This is a genomic window from Ruegeria sp. BE1 (assembly GCF_056538885.1).
Genome location: NZ_JBQFTY010000004.1, coordinates 441,481 through 460,314 on the forward strand (window position 1 = coordinate 441,481; position 18,834 = coordinate 460,314).

General features: G+C 61.1%; 18 protein-coding genes. 14 read left to right on the forward strand and 4 right to left on the reverse strand.

The genetic code is table 11. The annotated features are described in order from the left end of the window. The first annotated feature begins 26 nt into the window (after positions 1-26). Entirely contained in the window at positions 27-1,001 is a 975-nt protein-coding gene (locus ACR0J5_RS14900) for an arginase family protein (protein WP_480654666.1), read from the forward strand. On the opposite strand, the gene ACR0J5_RS14905 is transcribed toward ACR0J5_RS14900, so the two are convergent. Next, positions 998-1,966, reverse strand: a complete 969-nt coding sequence (locus ACR0J5_RS14905; protein WP_480654667.1) for an agmatinase — start codon at positions 1,964-1,966, stop codon at positions 998-1,000. The genes ACR0J5_RS14900 and ACR0J5_RS14905 overlap by 4 nt on opposite strands. Positions 1,967-2,035: 69 nt before the next feature. Then, the gene (locus tag ACR0J5_RS14910) at positions 2,036-3,556 is read right to left on the reverse strand and encodes a trimethylamine methyltransferase family protein (RefSeq protein ID WP_480654669.1); all 1,521 of its coding nucleotides are present in this window, start codon (positions 3,554-3,556) and stop codon (positions 2,036-2,038) included. Positions 3,557-3,740: 184 nt separating this feature from the next. Here ACR0J5_RS14910 and ACR0J5_RS14915 point away from each other — a divergent pair, with 184 nt between their 5' ends. Both ACR0J5_RS14915 and ACR0J5_RS14920 read left to right on the forward strand, forming a co-directional pair. Then, the gene (locus tag ACR0J5_RS14915; protein WP_480654671.1) at positions 3,741-6,176 is read left to right on the forward strand and encodes a GcvT family protein; all 2,436 of its coding nucleotides are present in this window, start codon (positions 3,741-3,743) and stop codon (positions 6,174-6,176) included. 91 nt (positions 6,177-6,267) lie between these two features. Next, positions 6,268-7,239 carry a LysR family transcriptional regulator gene (locus tag ACR0J5_RS14920; protein WP_480654673.1) on the forward strand — a complete coding sequence of 324 codons (972 nt, stop codon included), beginning with the start codon at positions 6,268-6,270 and terminating at the stop codon, positions 7,237-7,239. On the opposite strand, the gene ACR0J5_RS14925 is transcribed toward ACR0J5_RS14920, so the two are convergent. Then, positions 7,236-8,261: a LacI family DNA-binding transcriptional regulator gene (locus tag ACR0J5_RS14925; protein ID WP_480654675.1), complete on the reverse strand. Its 1,026-nt coding sequence runs from the start codon at positions 8,259-8,261 to the stop codon at positions 7,236-7,238. The genes ACR0J5_RS14920 and ACR0J5_RS14925 overlap by 4 nt on opposite strands. A gap of 138 nt (positions 8,262-8,399) precedes the next feature. On the opposite strand from ACR0J5_RS14925, the gene ACR0J5_RS14930 reads away from it, so the two are divergent. The 11 genes from ACR0J5_RS14930 (at position 8,400) to ACR0J5_RS14980 (ending at position 17,382) form a co-directional block, all read left to right on the forward strand. After that, positions 8,400-8,585, forward strand: coding sequence for a hypothetical protein (locus ACR0J5_RS14930; RefSeq protein WP_480654677.1), 186 nt, complete (start codon positions 8,400-8,402; stop codon positions 8,583-8,585). Positions 8,586-8,609: 24 nt separating this feature from the next. Further along, entirely contained in the window at positions 8,610-9,755 is a 1,146-nt protein-coding gene (locus ACR0J5_RS14935; RefSeq protein ID WP_480654679.1) for a TRAP transporter substrate-binding protein, read from the forward strand. Between the two features lie 84 nt (positions 9,756-9,839). Next, positions 9,840-10,352 (forward strand): TRAP transporter small permease, encoded by a 513-nt coding sequence (locus ACR0J5_RS14940; protein ID WP_480654681.1) that lies wholly within the window; start codon positions 9,840-9,842, stop codon positions 10,350-10,352. Positions 10,353-10,363: 11 nt separating this feature from the next. Beyond that, positions 10,364-11,692 (forward strand): TRAP transporter large permease, encoded by a 1,329-nt coding sequence (locus ACR0J5_RS14945; protein ID WP_480654683.1) that lies wholly within the window; start codon positions 10,364-10,366, stop codon positions 11,690-11,692. 12 nt (positions 11,693-11,704) lie between these two features. Further along, positions 11,705-13,012 (forward strand): histidinol dehydrogenase, encoded by a 1,308-nt coding sequence (gene hisD, locus ACR0J5_RS14950; RefSeq protein ID WP_480654685.1) that lies wholly within the window; start codon positions 11,705-11,707, stop codon positions 13,010-13,012. Next, the gene (locus ACR0J5_RS14955) at positions 13,005-13,766 is read left to right on the forward strand and encodes an SDR family NAD(P)-dependent oxidoreductase (protein ID WP_480654687.1); all 762 of its coding nucleotides are present in this window, start codon (positions 13,005-13,007) and stop codon (positions 13,764-13,766) included. Before hisD ends, ACR0J5_RS14955 begins: the two co-directional genes overlap by 8 nt. After that, entirely contained in the window at positions 13,763-14,743 is a 981-nt protein-coding gene (locus tag ACR0J5_RS14960) for a zinc-dependent alcohol dehydrogenase (protein ID WP_480654689.1), read from the forward strand. Before ACR0J5_RS14955 ends, ACR0J5_RS14960 begins: the two co-directional genes overlap by 4 nt. A gap of 23 nt (positions 14,744-14,766) precedes the next feature. After that, positions 14,767-15,177 (forward strand): universal stress protein, encoded by a 411-nt coding sequence (locus ACR0J5_RS14965; RefSeq protein WP_480654691.1) that lies wholly within the window; start codon positions 14,767-14,769, stop codon positions 15,175-15,177. A 47-nt stretch (positions 15,178-15,224) separates the two neighbouring features. After that, positions 15,225-15,731: a sulfopyruvate decarboxylase subunit alpha gene (gene comD, locus ACR0J5_RS14970; protein ID WP_480654693.1), complete on the forward strand. Its 507-nt coding sequence runs from the start codon at positions 15,225-15,227 to the stop codon at positions 15,729-15,731. Beyond that, positions 15,728-16,282, forward strand: coding sequence for a sulfopyruvate decarboxylase subunit beta (comE, locus tag ACR0J5_RS14975; RefSeq protein WP_480654695.1), 555 nt, complete (start codon positions 15,728-15,730; stop codon positions 16,280-16,282). Before comD ends, comE begins: the two co-directional genes overlap by 4 nt. Continuing rightward, a complete protein-coding gene (locus ACR0J5_RS14980) occupies positions 16,282-17,382 on the forward strand; it encodes an alpha-hydroxy acid oxidase (protein WP_480654697.1) in 1,101 nt (366 codons plus the stop codon). Before comE ends, ACR0J5_RS14980 begins: the two co-directional genes overlap by 1 nt. Before the next feature lie 90 nt (positions 17,383-17,472). Here the strand turns inward: ACR0J5_RS14980 and ACR0J5_RS14985 are convergent, their stop codons facing one another. Next, positions 17,473-18,549: a DUF2793 domain-containing protein gene (locus tag ACR0J5_RS14985; protein WP_480654699.1), complete on the reverse strand. Its 1,077-nt coding sequence runs from the start codon at positions 18,547-18,549 to the stop codon at positions 17,473-17,475. Positions 18,550-18,834: the final 285 nt, after the last annotated feature.

Consider the following 18,834-nt stretch of genomic DNA (forward strand, 5'->3'; position numbering starts at 1 on the left):
GGCGTTTTTTATTGAAGGGGGTGCAGATGGCCGACCGGTACGAACAGTCGATGATGGACAATCTTTACTGGTGGGGCATACCGACCCTGTTCCGCTGTCCCAATACCGGCCCCGAGGGGCAGGACATCGCCTTGGTCGGGGTGCCCCATTCCACCGGCAACGGCACGACCGAGCGGGATCAGCATCTTGGCCCGCGCGCCTTGCGCCATGTCTCGGCCGTGCAACGCCGCGTGCATTCTGTGTTTGAAATTGACCCCTGGAGCAGCGCCAAGATCGCAGATGTGGGCGATGTGCCCTTCCCACGTGCGAATGACAATGAGGATTGTATCGAGCGTATCACAGCCTTTTATAAAGACATCGACGCAACAGGCGCGCGGCCTGTGTCGGCAGGTGGCGATCATTCGATCACCGGCGGCATCGTGCAAGCGCTGGGGCGGGGCCAACTGGCCGGGGGTGAGCCGATCAGCTTTTTGCATCTGGATGCCCATACGGATGTGTTCACCAAAGTCGATCACTTTCTGGGGGCCAAAAAATCAGCGGCCCATTGGGGCGCGTATCTGGCCGATCAGGGGCAGGTTGATCCCACGCGGTCGATGCAGATCGGGCTGCGGGGCCACCCGCGCAGTCTGGACTGGCTGCAACCGTCTTACGACTATGGCTATAACATCGTCACCATGCGCGAATTCCGTCAACGCGGGTTAGAGGACGTGGTGGCGCAGACGCGCGAGGTGCTGGGTGATCGTCCGGTCTATATCACCTTCGATCTGGATTGCCTTGACCCGACTATCGCGCCTGCGGTGTCCAATCTGGAACCGGGCGAGAAGGGGTTCGACATTGACGAGGCGGTGGGAATTTTGCGGGCCGCGCGCGGGCTGAATATCGTGGGCGGAGACGTGGTTTGCATGATGCCCACCAAGGACAGCCCCAACAATATCACCGCCCTGACCGCTGCGGCGGTGATGTTCGAAATGATCTCGATGATTGCCGAAAACGTCCGTTAGCGGCGCGCCTCCACGGCTTGCGCCAGAACGCAGAGCAGTTCGAACATCAGCGAAATCCCCAGCCAAGCGGTGCCGCCCTCGAGGTCAAACGGGGGCGCGACCTCAACCAGATCGGCGCCGATAAGATTCACGCCGGCCATCTGGCGGATCACCTGCTGGGCCTGAAAACTGTTCGGTCCGCCGATTTCGGGCGTACCGGTGCCGGGGGCAAAGGTCGGGTCCACAAAATCGATGTCATAGGTGCAATAGGTGGGCTTGGTGCCCACAATGGTGCGCACCTCGGCCATCACGTCGTGGATGCCCCTGTCGAACAGCTCTTCGATGCGGATGATGCGGATGCCCTGCGCCTCGCCCCATTCGACATCCTCGGTGTTGTATGCGGTGCCGCGAATGCCAACCTGGACAAAGCGTTTGGGGTCCACCAGCCCTTCTTCGACCGCGCGCCGGAACGGGGTGCCATGGGTGAATTTATGCCCGCCGAAATAGGTGTCGAACAGGTCCGTATGGCTGTCGAACTGGATCAGACCCAGCGGCCCGGATTTAGCCAACGCCCGCAGGACGGGCAGGGTGGTCAGGTGATCGCCCCCAGCCGTTAGCGGTGCAATGCCGCGCGCGTGCAGGTCGGTGTAAAAGCTCGTCACCCGATTCAACGTATCCTCAATATCCACCGGGTTTGGTGCGACATCCCCCAGATCGGCGCAATTGACCATCGAAAACGGCGCAACACCCGTCACAGGGTTCATCGCACGGATCATTGTCGAATAATCGCGCAATTGGCGCGGCCCGTGGCGTGCGCCGGGGCGGTTGGTGGTGCCGCCATCCCAGGGGATGCCGATCAGGCCCAGCTCGACCTCGGCAATGCGGTCATGATCCAGCGTCATGCCCGGCAACCGCATGAAGGTCGGGATGCCCGCAAACCGGGCCAGATCCATCGCCGAAACCGGCTGAAAAAACGCGTTGGTCATATGGTGCCTCTGCCCTTGTCCTGACGCGAGCCTAACGGCAGAAATGCCGCTTGGGAATGACCGAGGTCCTCAGATCAAGATGTTGAACCGTTCGCGGATCTCGGCGTCTTGCTGGGGTGTCAGATAGGTGGGGTGATGGGTGGCCAGAATGTCCCTGGCCTGTTCCCGGGCCGCGGTCCACGCGTCGGTTGCCCCCTCTTCCTGCCAGGTGCGCGGTGCATTTCTGTCGGCAATTGCCGGATAAAAGTAATCCCGCTCCATCGCCTCATAGGTCTGAGCGCTGCCCAGAAAGTGCCCATCCCCCAGAACGGACTGGCATATCGCCTCAAAGCCCAGATTTTCCTCGGTCACCTCAATCCCGCGCAAGGCCCGGTAGGTGTGCGAGTGCATTTCGTTGTCCAGCACAAAGCCTTCGAAACTGGCCCCCAGCAGCGACGCCGTCATGCCCGAGCTTTCATAGATCAGGTTCCCCCCTGCCAGTGCCGCAGCCAGAGAGGTCATGGCCTTTTCCACCCCGTATTGCGCGTCAATTGCTTTGGCATCTGTCATCGATGCGGCCACCCCGGATGGCAGGCCGAGCCAGTTGATGATCTGGGCCGATGCCGCGTTCAGAATGGCGGTCTCACCACTGCCGCCCGCAAAGGCACCGGTGCGCAGGTCCACGACAAAGGGCCAGTTCGAAAACACCATGGGAAAGCCCGGCTGGATGGTGTTGACCATCACCAGACTGGCCAGCGTTTCGGCTAAAGACTGCGCCAGAAACCCGGCCAGCGTTGCAGGTGCCGTTGCCCCCGCCTGCGCGGCAGTGATGCAGGACATCGGGATATTGTGGGCCAAGCATTCATAGACCACATCCACCGCGTCCTCGCCATAGCGCAGCGGAGAGATCACCGGGCTGATATGGGCCTTCAGGAAAGGACGTTTGGCAAATTCACCCGGCCCTCCGGCAACGATGTCCAGCATCTCAACAATGGGGGCCACGTTTTCGGCCAGCGTGAATGAGGTCGCCACCGGTTTGGTCGTATTGCGCACCAGCGCATAGGCCGTGTTGATGTCCAGATCGCGCACATCAGGCACATCGGTGGCCACACAGCAGCGTGTAAACCAGCTGACATTGGGCAGCGTGTCCTGCAGACGGGTAAAGTCGTGCAGATCGGCCAGGGTCGACGGGCGATACAGCCCCGTATCCATATCCAGCGTCTGAACCGCCGCGCCCCCGGTGCCAAAATACACGCGGTCGCCCCCCACCTGGATCGAGCGCGCCTCATCCCGCCCATGAAAGGTAAAGGTCTTGGCCGCCGTCTGGATGGATCGCTGGACCATTTCACGTGGGAAGACCAGCCTGTCTTGATCCCTAGGCTGCGCGCCTGCGGCCCGCAGATCGGCGGCCAGACGGTCCGGCACATTGCCCATGCCCAGCGTTTCCAAAAGGCGCAGGGCGGTTTCAAAGATGTGTTCCAGCTCTTGCACTGTCAGCGGTTTGAATGCGCCCCCCTTTTGGCCCGGTGGGCAGGGATCGACCACAGGTTTGGCCGCACGCTGGGCGTGGCGTGCTTTGCGACCGCTGCGTTTGCTGCCTTCCGTTGCCATCCTGCCCCTTTCCAAGTGTTCGTCAGGCAAAGCCTAAGCGGCAAATTGGGCGCTCGGCAAAGGCGAAGTGCGAATTTCAGAATCCTCAATCGCAGTTTCGATTTTTCCACACAGGCCACGCCCCTGTTGTCGCATCGCTTTGTTGTTACGCAAAACTGGCGGCAGACCAAAGGGAGCAGAGCCAATGAAGTCACGCACCAAAGCCGTTGTGATCGGTGGAGGGATCGCCGGGTGTTCAACCCTGTACCACCTGACGCAGGAAGGGTGGACAGATGTTGTTCTGGTGGAACGCAATGAGCTGACCTCGGGCACGACATGGCATTCTGCGGCGCAGGTGACGAATTTCGGCATGAACCAGACGATGGTGGGGCTGAAGTCACACTCGATCCGGCTGTATAAGGAACTGGCCGAAGATCCCGACTATCCGATCAATTACCACCACGGCGATGGGGGTATCCGTCTGGCCAATACCGAGGCACAGATGCAGGGCTATCGACACTTCGCCTCGATGGCGCGTGGAATGGACGTGCATTTTGAGGTGATCGATGCACAGGAATGCGCGCGACGGCACCCGCTGATTTCGACCGACAACCTGATCGGGGGGCTTTGGGACCCGCTGGATGGCGATATCGACCCGGCGCAGCTGTGTCAGGCTCTGGCCCGCCGCGCCCGGAATGCCGGGGCCGAGGTCTATCGCAACACGCCCGTCACGGCCCTGACCCAACACAGCGACGACACATGGACCGTGCATACCGAACATGGCGATATTGACTGCGATGTTGTGGTCAATGCCTGCGGATACCGCGTGAATGAGGTCGGTGCGATGATGGGGGTGCATCATCCCGTCGCCTCGATGGAGCATCAGTATTTCCTGACTGAGGAAATCCCGGCCATCCGCGATGCGGGTCACCGCATGCCTCTGCTGCGCTGCCCGATCAGCGACTATTACTGTCGGCAGGAAAAGAACGGGCTGCTGCTGGGCTTCTACGAACAGAACTGCAAGACCTGGGGCATGGACGGGATCGATCCGAATTTCGTCAATGCGCTCTGCCCCGATGATCTGGATCGGGTGACCGACGTGCTGGAGGGCGCATTTGCCCGCATGCCCGCCCTGATGGAGGTCGGTGTTCACACCGTGGTCAACGGCCCGATCACCTATACGATCGACGGTGCGCCTTTGGTCGGGCCGATCCCAGGCAAGCGCAATGCGTTCTGCATCATCGGGTTGCGGGCGGGTCTTGGCGAAGGCGGTGGGCATGGCTGGCTGCTGGCGCAGCAGATCGTGCATGGCGAGGCGTGCTATGACACATGGTGCCTTGATCCACGTCGGTTCACCGGTCATGCGAATGTGGAACTGACCGCGCTGAAAGCCATCGAAGACTATCAGAACGAGTTCCGCTTTCACTTTCCCCATGAACATCGCCCTGCCGGGCGACCGGCGAAGACGACGCCTCTGACGTCGGTGCTGGCGGCTGAGGGCGCCGAGTTCACGGTGGTCAACGGGTGGGAGAGGGTGGACTACATCAAGCCCTCGTCCGAATTCACGCCGTCGCTCAGTTTCGATTTTGACGAAACCTTTGATCTGATCGCGGCTGAGGTTGCCAATGTTCGCGATGGCGTCGGGCTGGCCGAGGTCAACGGATTTAACCGGATTGAGATCACTGGCGCGGACCGGCACAGTTTTCTGGATCGGATGGTCTGTGGCAGCGTCACGCGGCGGGGCGGTCGCGTTGGTCTGGGCTATCTGCTGAACCACCAAGGCATGATCAAGGCCGAGGCGACGGTAGCCAACTTGCCCGCCAGTGACAGAGGCCCCGAGAGGGTCTGGTATGGGTCGGCGGCGGCCAGTGAATTCCATGACATGGACTGGCTGACCTGCCATATCCGCGCCGGAGAAGACGTGCAACTGCGCCGCCTGACCAATGACCAGACCATCCTGATCCTTGCTGGCCCCAAATCCCGCGATGTTCTGTCGGCCTGCGCGCGCGGCGACTGGTCGGCGGAGGCCTTCCCATGGCTCAGCCTGCGCGAATGCTATGTCGGGTTTGCCCCGGCCACGGTGATGGCTGTCAGCTTTTCCGGGGAACTTGCCTATGAGATTCATGTCCCCAACGCCTCGCTTTACGCGGCCCATCTGGCGCTTCGGCAGGCAGGCGAGGCGCACGGGCTAAAACTGTTTGGCGCCCGCGCGGTCGAGTCCATGCGGATGGAGAAGAGCTTTCTGCACTGGAAGTCAGACCTGATCACGGAGTTCGATCCCTTTGAAACCGGTCTGGCGCGCTTTGTGAAGCTGGACAAGGGCGATTTCATCGGGCGCGATGCGCTGCTGAAACGGCACGCCGAAGGCCCGCGCAAAAAGCTGGTCGCCTTGCAGGTTCACGCAACTCAACGGCCCGCCCATCCCGGCGCGTCACTTATGCGGGGCGGTCAGGTGGTCGGCACTGTCACCTCGGGCGATTGGGGGCATCGAACCGGCCTGAACCTTGCGCATGCTTTTGTGGAACCGGCTTTGGCCGAGGTCGGAACTGAAATCGAGCTGGATTCCTGCGGCCAGATGGTGCGCGCCACGGTCATTCCCCCATCCCCTTATGACCCCGGATTTGAACGGGTGAGAGCCTGATTTCCACCCCTCGGACCAAGTTCCCCATTGCCGCAGGCCAAAAACTCTGCTTGGCTCCGTTTCGAAGAAATCGAAACAATGGGTGGGGCACGTGTCGAAATCTCTTAGCCTGCGCTGGCTGGAAGTGTTCCGGCTGGTCGCCAAATCGGGATCAATTCAACAAGTCGCCTCCGAAACCGGGTTGTCGATCAGTACCGTGTCCAATCACCTGCGCAGCCTTGAAAGCGCGCTGGGGGTCGAACTGGTCGATCACGGACGCCGACCAATGGGCCTGACCCCTGCGGGCGAAGTCTTCGCCCGCTATGTGCGCGACGGGCTGACCGTGTTGAAGCGGGGCGAGGCTGAAATACGGTCAGGCAACTGGCAACATGCAACCGATCTGCGCCTGGCCTTGATCGATGATTTCGACAACCAGATCGCGCCAGATCTGTTCCGCTTTCTGGCGCAGGCCCTGCCGCGCTGCAGCTTTCGCCACTACACCCGCCCCAGCCATGAAATCATCGCCAATCTTCAGGAACATAAGCTGGATGCCGGGGTAGCCACGCGCCCATCGGAACGGACCGAAGGGCTGATCGAATACCCGCTGATGCGCGATCCGTTCATCGTGATTTTGCCCAACGCTTACCAAGGCGCGCCCGAGGATCTGCTCAAACCCGACGCGGAACTGCCCCTGCTGCGCTATTCGCGCGACTACATGATCGGCAAACAGATTGAGATTCAGCTGACCCGCAGCAAATACAACCTGCCCAACCGGTTCGAGATGGAGTGCAACCACTCGATCATCGGGCTGGTGGCCGAGGGCAGTGGCTGGGCGATTACAACCGCCGCCTGTTTCCACCGCGCCCAACGGTTCCATGACAGCGTCAAGGCCATCCCGTTTCCGGGGCGCAACTTTGTGCGAACGGTATCGCTGTTCACGACCGAGGTGTATCCCGAGACGACCTCAAAACTGATCCAGAAGGTGATGACTCAGCTGATCCGGCAACACTTTACCGATCCGATGGGGAATAGTCATAACTGGCTGAGGACCGATTTCCGCACTATGGAGGCCGAGGCCGCCTAGGGCGTGGCCGGCGGCCCGAGCGATTGACGGTCGACAATATGCGTGGTCAAGCGCGCTCCGGCCCCGTCAGAGCGTTGTTCCAGCATCGAGGTCAGCTCTATTGCCGCCCTGCGCCCCATTTCGCGGTGCGGGACGTGAACGGTTGTCAGGGCAGGTAAGGCAATGCGTGCCAGCTCAATATCGTCGAACCCGGTGATGGACACATCGCGCGGCACGCTCAGCCCCAGTTCGCGTGCCCGATGCAGGGCCCCCACGGCCAGAACATCGTTGCCGCACAGAATCGCGGTGGGCCGAACGCCCTGCGACATCAATGTGTCAAACGCCGCAGTGCCGTTTTCGATTTCATAGGGCGTTTCGATGATTGTCAGGTCCGATAATGACATGCCGTGGCGAAAGATCGCATCCTCAATCCCTTTGATCCGCAGCCGCGCGCGATCATTGCCCTCGCGAATGCCCGAGATCACCCCGATCCGTCGGTGCCCCAGCCCGATCACACGATCTGCCAGCTCAGCCATGGCGGCGCGGTTGTCAAACCCGACCGACGGCAATTGCGCATCCGGCAGAAACGACCACGCGATCAGGGCGGGGATTTTCCGGCGCTCAAGCTCCTGATAAATCTGCGGGTCGCGGTCATGGCCGATCAGCAGCAACGCGTCCGCCCCGCGCGCGATGAGGGTTCGGATTTGTTCTTCCTCGATCTCGGGTTTGTAGGCCGAGCTTGAGACCAGCAGCGTGTATCCGTGTGCGTGCAACTCTTCCTGAAACGCCTGCAGACCACGGGCAAAGATCGCGTTTTCCATGGTTGGGATGATGGCGCCGATGGTCAGGCTGCGTTTGGCCGCCATCACCCGCGCGGCAAAGTTGGGCATATACCCCAGCGCATCCACAGCAGACTGAACCCGCTGGCGCGTCGCTTCGACCACCCGGTCAGGAGAGTTCAGACAGCGCGACACGGTTGCGGTCGAAACTCCGGCCATTTTGGCAACATCATCCAGCGTCGGTGCCGTTCGAAGTTTTGACATTCTCAAACCTGCCATTTGCATTTGCCTATAAGTGTAGACGCAATGGGGGCTTTATGAAAGCAAATATGTAAGCGCTTGCATTTTGCATGTAAGCGCTTACAAATGACCTTGGACCGAATCTTGGGAGAGTCCGGGAAAATGTTTCTGACCGCATCCATCATCGTCTTCGTGATCTACTTTGCGAATGTTGCAATGGGGGCTTTTGCGGGCGGCGCGTTTCTTGGCGATGTCGGAGAAATGTTGGTCCTGTTCGCGGCGTCGATCCTGTTCGTTGTCGCAATTCTGAAAAAGGAGGCTGACCGCGACGCAGAAAGCGACAGCTGACTTTTTTGCTTGGGAGGGCAATCAATGAATGACGACAGAACTGAACTGGCCTCGGCAGAGCGCCGCAACTTTCTGAAACTCAGCGCTACGGGTGCATTTACGGCGGCGTTGGTTGCCGGGGCGGGGGGCGTGTTGTGGTCGTCCGAGGCCGCAGCGCAGACCGCCAAGGAAGAAAGCGAGCGTGAAAAGGCCGCCGACCACGTGATGACCATCGCCACGGCCTATGTGCTGGGCGCGTCGCGCAGCTATCCGATCATGCAGCTGGACCTGAAGGAAAACATCCAGAACGCCACGAACGGCAAAGTCTATGTGAAACTGGCGCCGGGTGGTCAGCTGGGTGCGGGCGGATCGCTGGTGCAAAAGGTTCAGGGCGGCACCATTCAGGCGGCTCAGCATTCGCTGTCGAATTTCGCGCCCTTTGCGTCGACCGTTGACCTGATCAACATGCCGTATCTGTGCGGCTCGAACCAGAAATTCACTAATCTTGTGACCTCCGACACATGGAAGAACGAAGTGCACCCCAAGGTCGAGGCCGCCGGGTTCAAGGCGCTGTTCTATGTGGTGATCGACCCGCGCGTGGTTGCGGTGCGTCAGGGCGGCAACGCCATTATTACGCCAGCCGACATGAGCGGTGTGAAATTCCGCGTTCCGGGTTCCAAGATGTTGCAGCAATATTACCGTATGGCGGGCGCGAACCCGACGCCGGTTGCCTGGGGTGAGACGCCCTCGGCCATCAAGCAGGGTGTGGCGGATGCGCTCGATCCCTCGGTGGGCGCGCTGTTTGTGTTCGGCTTCAAGGACATCCTCAGCCACGTGACCTTCACGCAGGCGGTGCCGGACAGTCAGGTCTATTCCTGTAACCTGGAGTGGTTCAACTCGATGCCCGCCGATGTGCAGGAAGGCATCATGTGGGGTGCGGAAATGACCAGCCATCAGAACCTGGCCAAAGTGCCGTCGGCCCGCGCCTATGCGATGGCTGAGCTGAACAAGGCAGGGGTCGAGTTCCATTCGCTCAGTTCCGATCAACTGGCCGAATGGGAAAGCGTCGGTGGCTATCAGAACGCCGAATGGGATCCGTTCAAGACCGAACTCGCCGGATCGATGGATGCGTTCGAAAAACTGGTCGAGGCCGCAGGTACGCAGGGCAAATACTACGTCCACGACGCCTGATCGCCCGCCACAACCTCATGCAGTCAGGCCGGTAAACGCCCGGACCAGAAGGCGCGCCTGACTGCCCGCACGCCGAGGGAACAGATGACCCTACTTCAAAACATAGACCGCAATGCCGAGCGCTGGCTGCTGCTGGTGTTCTACGTGATGCTGGTCATCACCATGGCCATCGAGGTCCTTCGGCGCGAGATTTTTGCATTCTCGTCGATCTGGGGCGAAGAGATCGTCCGCTATTCCTTTATCTACCTTGCGTGGATCGGCGCTGCGGCGGCGGTCAAGGAACGCGCCCATATTCGCATCGACGTGATCATGCACTACCTCGGGCCGCGCCCCAAGGCGCTGCTGTATATCTTTGGCGATCTGGTGATGTTCGGTGTGGCGGTCATTGCGCTCTACTGGTCCTATGAGGCGGTGCATGTCTCGGCCAAGTTCGGATCGGTCACGGATGGGTTGCGGGTGTCAAAGGTCTGGTTCCTGATGGCCGTGCCCACCGGTTTTGCGTTGATGATCTGGCGGCTGATCCAGTCCCTGATGCGCGATCTGAAATGCCTGAGGGAGGGCAAGCCCGTCTTCGAAGGCGACAAGCTGTTTGACTGAGGGAGATCACGATGCTTTGGGGTTCCCTCAATCAAACTGTTGAACTGGGTTGGGATTTCTACCTGCCTGTCATCCTGTTCGTTGGCCTGATTGCGCTGGCCGTGCCCGTCTGGGCCGCCATCGGCACAGCGGCCATCGTCATGCTGGTCATGTCCGGCGACCTGCCGCTGAGCCTTGTGGGCGAAAGCCTGTTCACTGGTATCGACGCCTTTGCCCTGACCGCCGTGCCGCTGTTCATCCTGACGGGCGACGTTCTGGTCCGCACTGGCCTGTCGCGCAAGTTTCTGGACGTGGCCGAGGCGCTGACCTGTTTTGCCAAGGGCGGTTTCGGATCGGCTACGGTTCTGGTCTGTGGCATGTTCGCCGCGATCTCGGGTTCGGACGCCGCGGGCGCGGCTGCTGTGGGTCGGATGACCATCAACCGACTGGTCGAAAGCGGCTATCCCCGCCCCTATGCCTGTGCGCTGGTGGCCGCCGGGGCCTGTACCGGCATCCTGATCCCGCCCTCGATCGCCTATATCATCATCGGTCTTGTGCTGGGGATTTCGGCATCCACGCTGTTTCTGGCCGCGCTGATCCCCGGTCTGGCCATTCTGATCTCGATCCTTGTGACCAACATTATCATGAACCGCATCTACGCCTATGAGGGCGGTGGCATGATGACGATGGGCGAATGGCTGGCCAATCTGGGCAAAGCGCTGAAATCCGGCTGGTATGCGTTCATCGTGCCGGGGATCATCTTCTACGGCATCTTCTCGGGCCGCCTGACGCCGACCGAGGCGGGCGCGACCGCCGTGGTCGTCACCATCATCATGGGCTTCATCCTGCGCACGCTGACACTGGCTGATTTCCCGTCGATGCTGGTGAGTTCGGCCAAGGTGAACGGGGTGATCCTGCCGATCATCGCCTTTTCGGCCCCGCTGGCCGAGGCGCTGGCGATCATGGGCGTGCCGCAGGGTTTTGTGACTGCCGTGACTTCGATGACCGATGATCCGTATCTGCTGATCCTGCTGATGATCGGCATCCTGATCGCCGCGGGTTGTGTCATGGAGACGACACCGAATATCGTGATCCTTGCTCCGATCCTGAAACCGCTGGCGGACAACATCGGCATGAATGAGATCCAGTTCTGCATCATGATGATCACCGCGTTGGGTGTGGGCTTTATCACCCCGCCGCTGGGGCTGAACCTGTTCGTCGTCTCGGGCATCACGGGCGAGTCCATCCTCAAGATCGCGGCCCGCGCCGTGCCCTTTGTTCTGACCATGCTGATCGTGGTAATCCTGATCGCCTATGTACCGGCGGTTTCGACCACCTTGCTTCCTGAAATCTACCAATAGGACCTGCTGACTATGCCCCGTGACTATCTCAAAAAGGCGACTTTGACGGCGCAATCTCATGCCACTGAGGTGCATGATACGGTCAAGACCATCCTGGCCGATATTGAGGCAGGCGGCGATGCCAAGGCGCTGGAATATGCCGCCAAGTTCGACAAGTTCGAGGGCAACGTCCTGATGACCCAGGACGAGATCGACGCCGCTATCGCGCTGGTGCCCGAGAAGCTGAAGGAAGACATCCGCTTTGCCCATGACAACGTGCGCCGCTTTGCCGAAACGCAAAAGGCCACCGTGTCGGATGTGCAGATGGAGATCGTGCCGGGCTTTGTCGCCGGTCAAAAGGCGATCCCGGTGGATGCGGCGGGATGCTACGTGCCCGGTGGCCGGTACAGCCACATCGCCAGTGCGATCATGACGGTGACGACGGCCAAGGTGGCCGGGTGCCGCCACATCACCGCCTGTTCTCCGCCCCGTCCGGGCGAGGGGGTCGCGCCTGCAATTGTTTATGCCGCGCATATCTGCGGCGCTGACAGCATTCTGGCCATGGGTGGTGTTCAGGGCGTGGCGGCGATGACCTATGGCCTGTTCGGCCTGCCGCGTGCAAACATCCTTGTCGGCCCCGGCAATCAGTTCGTGGCCGAGGCCAAGCGCATTCTCTACGGCAAGGTCGGCATCGACATGATCGCAGGCCCGACCGACAGTTTGATCCTGGCCGACAGCAGCGCCGACGCGCATGTGGTGGCCACCGATCTGGTCAGCCAGGCCGAGCATGGCTACAACTCGCCCGTCTGGCTGGTGACGGATGATCGGGTGCTGGCGCAAAAGGTCATGGAGTTGGTGCCCTCGCTGATCGACGATCTGCCCGAGCTGAACCGCGAAAACGCCGCCGCCGCGTGGCGGGACTATGCCGAGATTATCGTGTGTTCCGACCGCGAAGAAATGGCCGCCTGTTCCGACGAATATGCACCGGAACATTTGACGGTTCAGGCCGATGATCTAGATTGGTGGCTGGGTCGGCTGACCTGCTATGGTTCGTTGTTTCTGGGCGAAGAGACGACCGTATCCTATGGCGACAAGGCCACCGGCACCAACCACGTGCTGCCGACCTCGGGCGCGGCGAGCTATACGGGCGGGCTGAGCGTGCATAAATACATGAAGATCGTCACCTGGCAGCGCGCCACGCGGGAAGGCTCGAAATCCATCGCCGTGGCGACAGCGCGGATTTCACGGCTGGAAGGGATGGAGGGGCATGCCCGCGCCGCTGATGTGCGTCTGGCCAAGTATTTCCCCGACGAACAGTTCGACCTGACCGCAGATGGATGACCCAAGACAGCTTTTTGACCTGACGGGGCGGGTGGCCTGTATCACCGGGGCCAGTTCCGGTCTGGGTCGTCGGGTGGCTGTGACGCTGACCGCTGCTGGTGCGCGCGTGATCGGTGTGGCCCGCCGCGCTGCGGCTTTGGCCGACCTGCAGGAGGAACTGGGAGAGGCTGCAGATACCGTCACCGCCGATGTTGGGGATCGGTCCGGCATCGATGCGCTTGTCGCGCAGGTTGGGGCCAAATTCGGTCCGCCGGACATCCTTGTTCACGCGGCGGGGATAAACACCCGCGAGGCGGCGGATGATGTCTCGGCCGATGGGTGGGATGCGACCGTGGCGCTGAATCTCAGCGCGCCGTTCTTCCTGAGCCAGGCGATGGTTCCCGCGATGAAGCAGCGCGGCTGGGGGAGGATCGTGAATTTCGCATCCCTGCAAACAACGCGCGCCTTTCCCGGTGGCATCGCCTATGGCGCGACAAAGGCAGGGGTGGGGCAATTGACCCGTGCCATGGCCGAGGCATGGTCCCCTCACGGCATCACCGCCAACGCCATCGGGCCGGGGTTCTTTCCGACCGAGCTGACGCAAGCCGTGTTCGATGACCCGGAACGCGCGGCCCGCAATGCGGCCCAGACCTGCATTCAGCGAAACGGGCGGCTGGAAGACATCGACGGGCCAATCCTGTTCTTGTGCTCAAGCGCCTCGGATTATGTCACCGGGCAGGTGCTGATGGTTGACGGGGGGTTCACTGCGAAATGAAGGCGCTGGTCTATGAAGCTGTGGAACAAGTGGCGTTTCGGGATGTGCCCGACACCCACCCGCGCGATGGCGAACGTCTGATCCGGGTCGAAGCCGTTGGTATTTGCGGCTCGGACATGCACGCGTTTTTGGGCCACGACGCGCGACGCCCCGCCCCGCTGATCCTGGGGCATGAGGCCGCCGGGACTATCGTCGGAGGCCCTCGCGATGGGGCAAGGGTGACGATCAATCCACTGGTCACCTGTGGCACATGTGCGGCCTGTCTGGCAGGGCGCGAGAACCTGTGCCCGACGCGCCAGATCATCTCGATGCCGCCGCGCGAAGGGGCCTTTGCCCAATATGTCGCCATGCCTGAAACAAATCTGGTTGAAGTGCCGAACCACGTGAGTTTCGCCAAAGCCGCATTGGCCGAACCGCTGGCGGTGGGCTGGCATGCGGTGCGATTGGGCCTTGAGGCTTTGCACCCGTCAATGGAGCGCCGGGCGCTGGTGATCGGCGGCGGGGCAATCGGGGTTGCCGCAGCGCTGGCCCTGTCCGCGATGGGGGTCACGGAGGTCGTGATCACCGAGCCCAGCGATCTGCGGCGGGCATTTCTGCACGACGCAGGCGCGTTCCACGTGGTCAATGCGGCGCAGGATCACTTTCCCCTGGTGATCGACGCGGTGGGGTATTCAGCAACGCGCGCCACCGCCTCGGGACAGGTGCAGCCGGGGGGCGTGATCGTACATGTCGGGCTGGGCGAAGATAGCGGAGGGCTGGATATTCGCCGTATGACCTTGCAGGAGATCACGTTTATCGGCACCTATACTTATACGGCCGAGGATTTCCGCCAAACCGCCGAGGCGATATTTGACGGCCGTCTGGGTGCGCTCGACTGGATTGAGGAACGCCCCCTCTCGGCGGGGTCGCAGGCATTTCGTGACCTGCGCAAGGGGGATGTGGCGGCCCCGAAGATCATCCTCGCCCCCTGGGGCTAGACCCGGCAGAAACGGAGGCATGTATGTATAAGAAAATTCTCGTTCCCATGGCACTGGATCACGGCATTTCAGGGCATACGCTTGAGGTGGCCCGCGCTGTGTCCGCCGCAGGGGCCGAAATTGTGGCACTGCATGTCTATGAGATGCCTCAGGGCTCGGTCAGTGCCTATCTCGACAAGGACATGGTCGCCGATGGGTTCCGCGCGGCTTCGATGCTGCTGCGCGAAAAGACCGAAGGGCTTGAGGGCGTCTCGCCCGAAATCGTCAAGGGGCACACCGCCCGTACCATCATCGACTATGCCAATGACAATGGGTTCGACTGTATCGTCATCGGCTCGCACAAACCGGGACTGAGCGATTATTTCCTGGGCTCGACCGCATCGCGCGTGGTTCGCCACGCCAAATGTGCCGTGCATGTCCATCGCCAAATCTAACCGTCAATCGCGCGCTTTGCGCCCCAAACAGGACTGACAGACCGCAGATGAATATAGACACAAGGATCACCGACGATCTGGTGGCAAACGGTATTTCGTTTGTCACCACCGTCCCGTGCAAGCAACTGGCCGGGGTCATTGATGAGATTGACCGGCGCGAGGGCATCTACCACATCCCCTCGAACAAGGAAGACGAAGGGATGGGCCTATGCGCAGGTGCCTGGATGGGCGGCAAGCGCCCCGCCATCATCATGCAAAATACCGCCATCGGGGTGACGATCAACACGCTGGCCACGTTGATCCAGTATTACCGCATGCCGCTGCCGATGCTTATTTCCTATCGCGGAGAGCTGCGCGAACCCATCGCCTGTCAGGTGGAAATGGCGGTGCATACCAAGGCGCTGCTGGCGCAGCTGAACATCCCGACCTACCATTTCCACCACCAGCAGGATGTCGAGGAACTGGACGCGATCCTGAAATACACCTTCATGTGCAACAAGCCGGTCGCCATCCTGACCGACGCCAATTTCTGGGGAGGCTATGGCGACCAATGATCCGTTCTGAGATTCTGAAAGAAATCGCCCCGATCCTGCGGGACCAACTGGTGGTCTGCAATATCGGCATCCCCAGCCAGGAATTGCACGCAATCGATGACCAGCCGACCAACTTCTACATGCTGGGTACCATGGGGTTGGCCTCAAGCATCGGCCTCGGGCTGGCATTGTCGCAACCCAAACCGGTGATCGTGATCGACGGGGATGGTTCGATCCTGACCAATCTGGGCACGCTGCCGACCATCGCCAACAACGTGGCGGACAATTACATCCTGCTGATCGTGGATAATGGCTCTTATGGCTCAACCGGGGATCAGCCGACCTATGCCGGACAAAAGACCTCGCTTGCGAAAATGGCTGAGGCAGCAGGGTGCGAGCGGGTGATCGAATGCCAGGCCGAAGACACCGGCCGCGTGCTGCAAGAGGCGCTGGACGCCAAGCAGATGACCATCATCGTCAGCAAATGCGAAAGCGGCAATGCCAAGATGCCGCCGATCACGATGGACCCTGTGGCGATCCGCGACCGGTTCATGAAAGCCGTCGAGGGCTGATGCCGGCCTACACCATCCACAGCGCCGAAGATGCCCGCCGTCTGGCGCGGCGGCGTCTTCCTTGGATGGTGTTCGACTATATTGACGGGGCCGCCGGGCGCGAGGTCGGGGCGGCCCGCAATCGCGCCGCGCTGGATGCGATGACGTTGCAGACGCGTGTGTTGCGGGATGTAAGCACCCGCTCACTGGCAACCCAGGTTTTTGGCAAACCCGCTCAGCGCCCCTTTGGCATCGCGCCGATGGGCATGTGCAACCTGTCCGCGCCAGGCGCCGATCTGATGCTGGCGCGTCTGGCCGCGCGCCATGGGGTGCCGCTGGGGGTGTCGACCGTAGCCTCGACCCCCATGGAGCAGATCATCGAGCAGGCCGAGGGCAACGCCTGGTTCCAGCTATACTTCAGCGGGGACGGTGCGGGGACGCTCAAGCTGGTCGACCGGGCGCGCGCGGCGGGGTACGAGACCTTGGTTCTGACCGTCGATGTCCCCGAGGTCGGCCGCCGCCCGCGAGAGCTGCGCCACGGGTTCAAGATGCCCTTCCGTATCGGGCCGCGTCAGTTCGTGGATTTCGCGCTGCATCCCAGATGGTCTCTGGCGACCTTGAAGGCCGGAAAGCCGCAGATGGGCAATTTTCTGATGGATGGCTACGACTTTGACCGCACGGAAAGCCGGGCAAAGGCAACATGGGATACGCTGGCGCAGCTTCGCGATCGTTGGGATGGGACGCTGGTTGTGAAGGGGATTCTGAACTCTGAGGATGCACTGGCCGCCAAAGAGGCTGGGGCGGATGCCGTTCAGGTCTCAAGCCACGGCGCGCGGCAATTGGACAGCGCCCCGGCGGCGTTTGATGCCTTGCGCCAGATCCGCTCTGCCGTGGGCCATGCGTATCCATTGTTTTACGATAGCGGATTGCTAAGCGGAGAAGATGTCGCCAAGGCCCTGACTGCGGGTGCAGACTTTGTGTTCTTTGGCCGGGTTCTGCAGTTTGCCATGGCCGCAGCGGGCGAGGCGGGTCTGCAGCAGCTTTGGGATGTGTTCAGCCAAGAGCTCAGCATCACAATGGCCCAGATCGGGGTGACGTCGATCAACGAACTGAAACCCTGATCCAACCGCGTGCCCTGCATGCCCATGGGCAAGTTGCGCTTGTGTTCGCGTTTGGGAAAGCCCGGGCTGTGACCCGGGCACTTTGGCCGTTTAGTACCAGCGCCCGATGGCCGTGGCCGTCGCTGCCAATTCAGTTGCATCATTTGCAGTGGACAGGACCGTGTAGCCGACCTGAGTGCCGGTCGGCGCATCAAACCCCATGAACCGGGTGCTTGCACCGCCACTTCCGCCGAGCGCAACGGTTGTTCCGGGGGCGAAGGCCATTGGAAAATCCCAAACTGCCGCGTCGCTGGCGAACAGAGCGCCTTGGGCATTCGTGCAGGCCGTGGCGGGAAGGGCGATAGTGCAGATCTGGGTGCCGTCCGCAAAGCGCACATAATCGCCGTTTGCGTTTGACCCGCGTTCAATAACTGCCCCGGTCGGTACACCACTGGTTTCAGCCACTGCGCCCAGCAGATTGCCCGGGCCATAGCCGTAATCCGCGCGCATCAGGCGGCCGGCTGTCGTGTCGTCTGCGCTGGTCTGAATGGCGGCGCCGCTGGCGATCCCGGACGCAGGATCAAAGCTGAGCGCGTCCGTCCATGTGGCGCCGTCGGGTGAGACCTTGATCGAAAACCCGGTACTGCCTGCCAACCCCATCTCGGCGTGGCCTGTCCAGTTGGACTGGAACAAAAGGGAGGCGGTGTCGCCCGCATCAGCCTTGTTGATCTTGAGCTGATGGCCCGCGCCCTCATGGCTGAGCAATGTTGCAGGGGACCGCACCGACAAACGGTTGGTACTGTCATAGCTGGTCTCAATCCCCAAACCGTCGAGGTTTTGCATCGGAACCGGCGCGTCGACCCAGGCGCTGCCATCCCAGATTTTGATCTGTCCCGCGCTTTCATCCCAGGCGCGCCAGCCAATGCCGGGTGAGACAAAGTGCCAGGCATTGTCGAGCCAGGCCGCCAGCATTCCGGCCTGTCCGCTCCAATCGCCTGTGGCGGCGGCACCCAGCGCGTGCACCTCACCCTGATCCGGGACCGCAGGGGGCGTGGAGGCGTCTGTTGAGGCCACCGTCAATTGCGTGATCAGGTCCAGCTGCCGCAAGGCTTCGTTGTGTGTGACGTGTTTCTGGGCTTGCGAGGGCTGCAGGAACGGAAGGTTCAATCGGGGTGAAGTCTGTGACACGGGCGTCCTCCTAAGGCTGTCGAGTCGGCAATTTGATTGCGCGCCACAGTGCGGTGCCGTGTGTTTACACCCTCTGACCGAAACGAACCCCACGCACACCAATTGATAACCTTTGCAGGCAACAAAAAAAGCCGGAGCGCATCGCACCCCGGCTTGGATTTAAGTGTTTGGATGATCTGCTAAAGCGTTTCGGATTTAACTTGAGACACGAATACCCTGCCACGCCTGCGGCGTTCTCGGGACATTCGTGTCACAGAGTGATTCAGGTAAAACCCGAAACGCTCT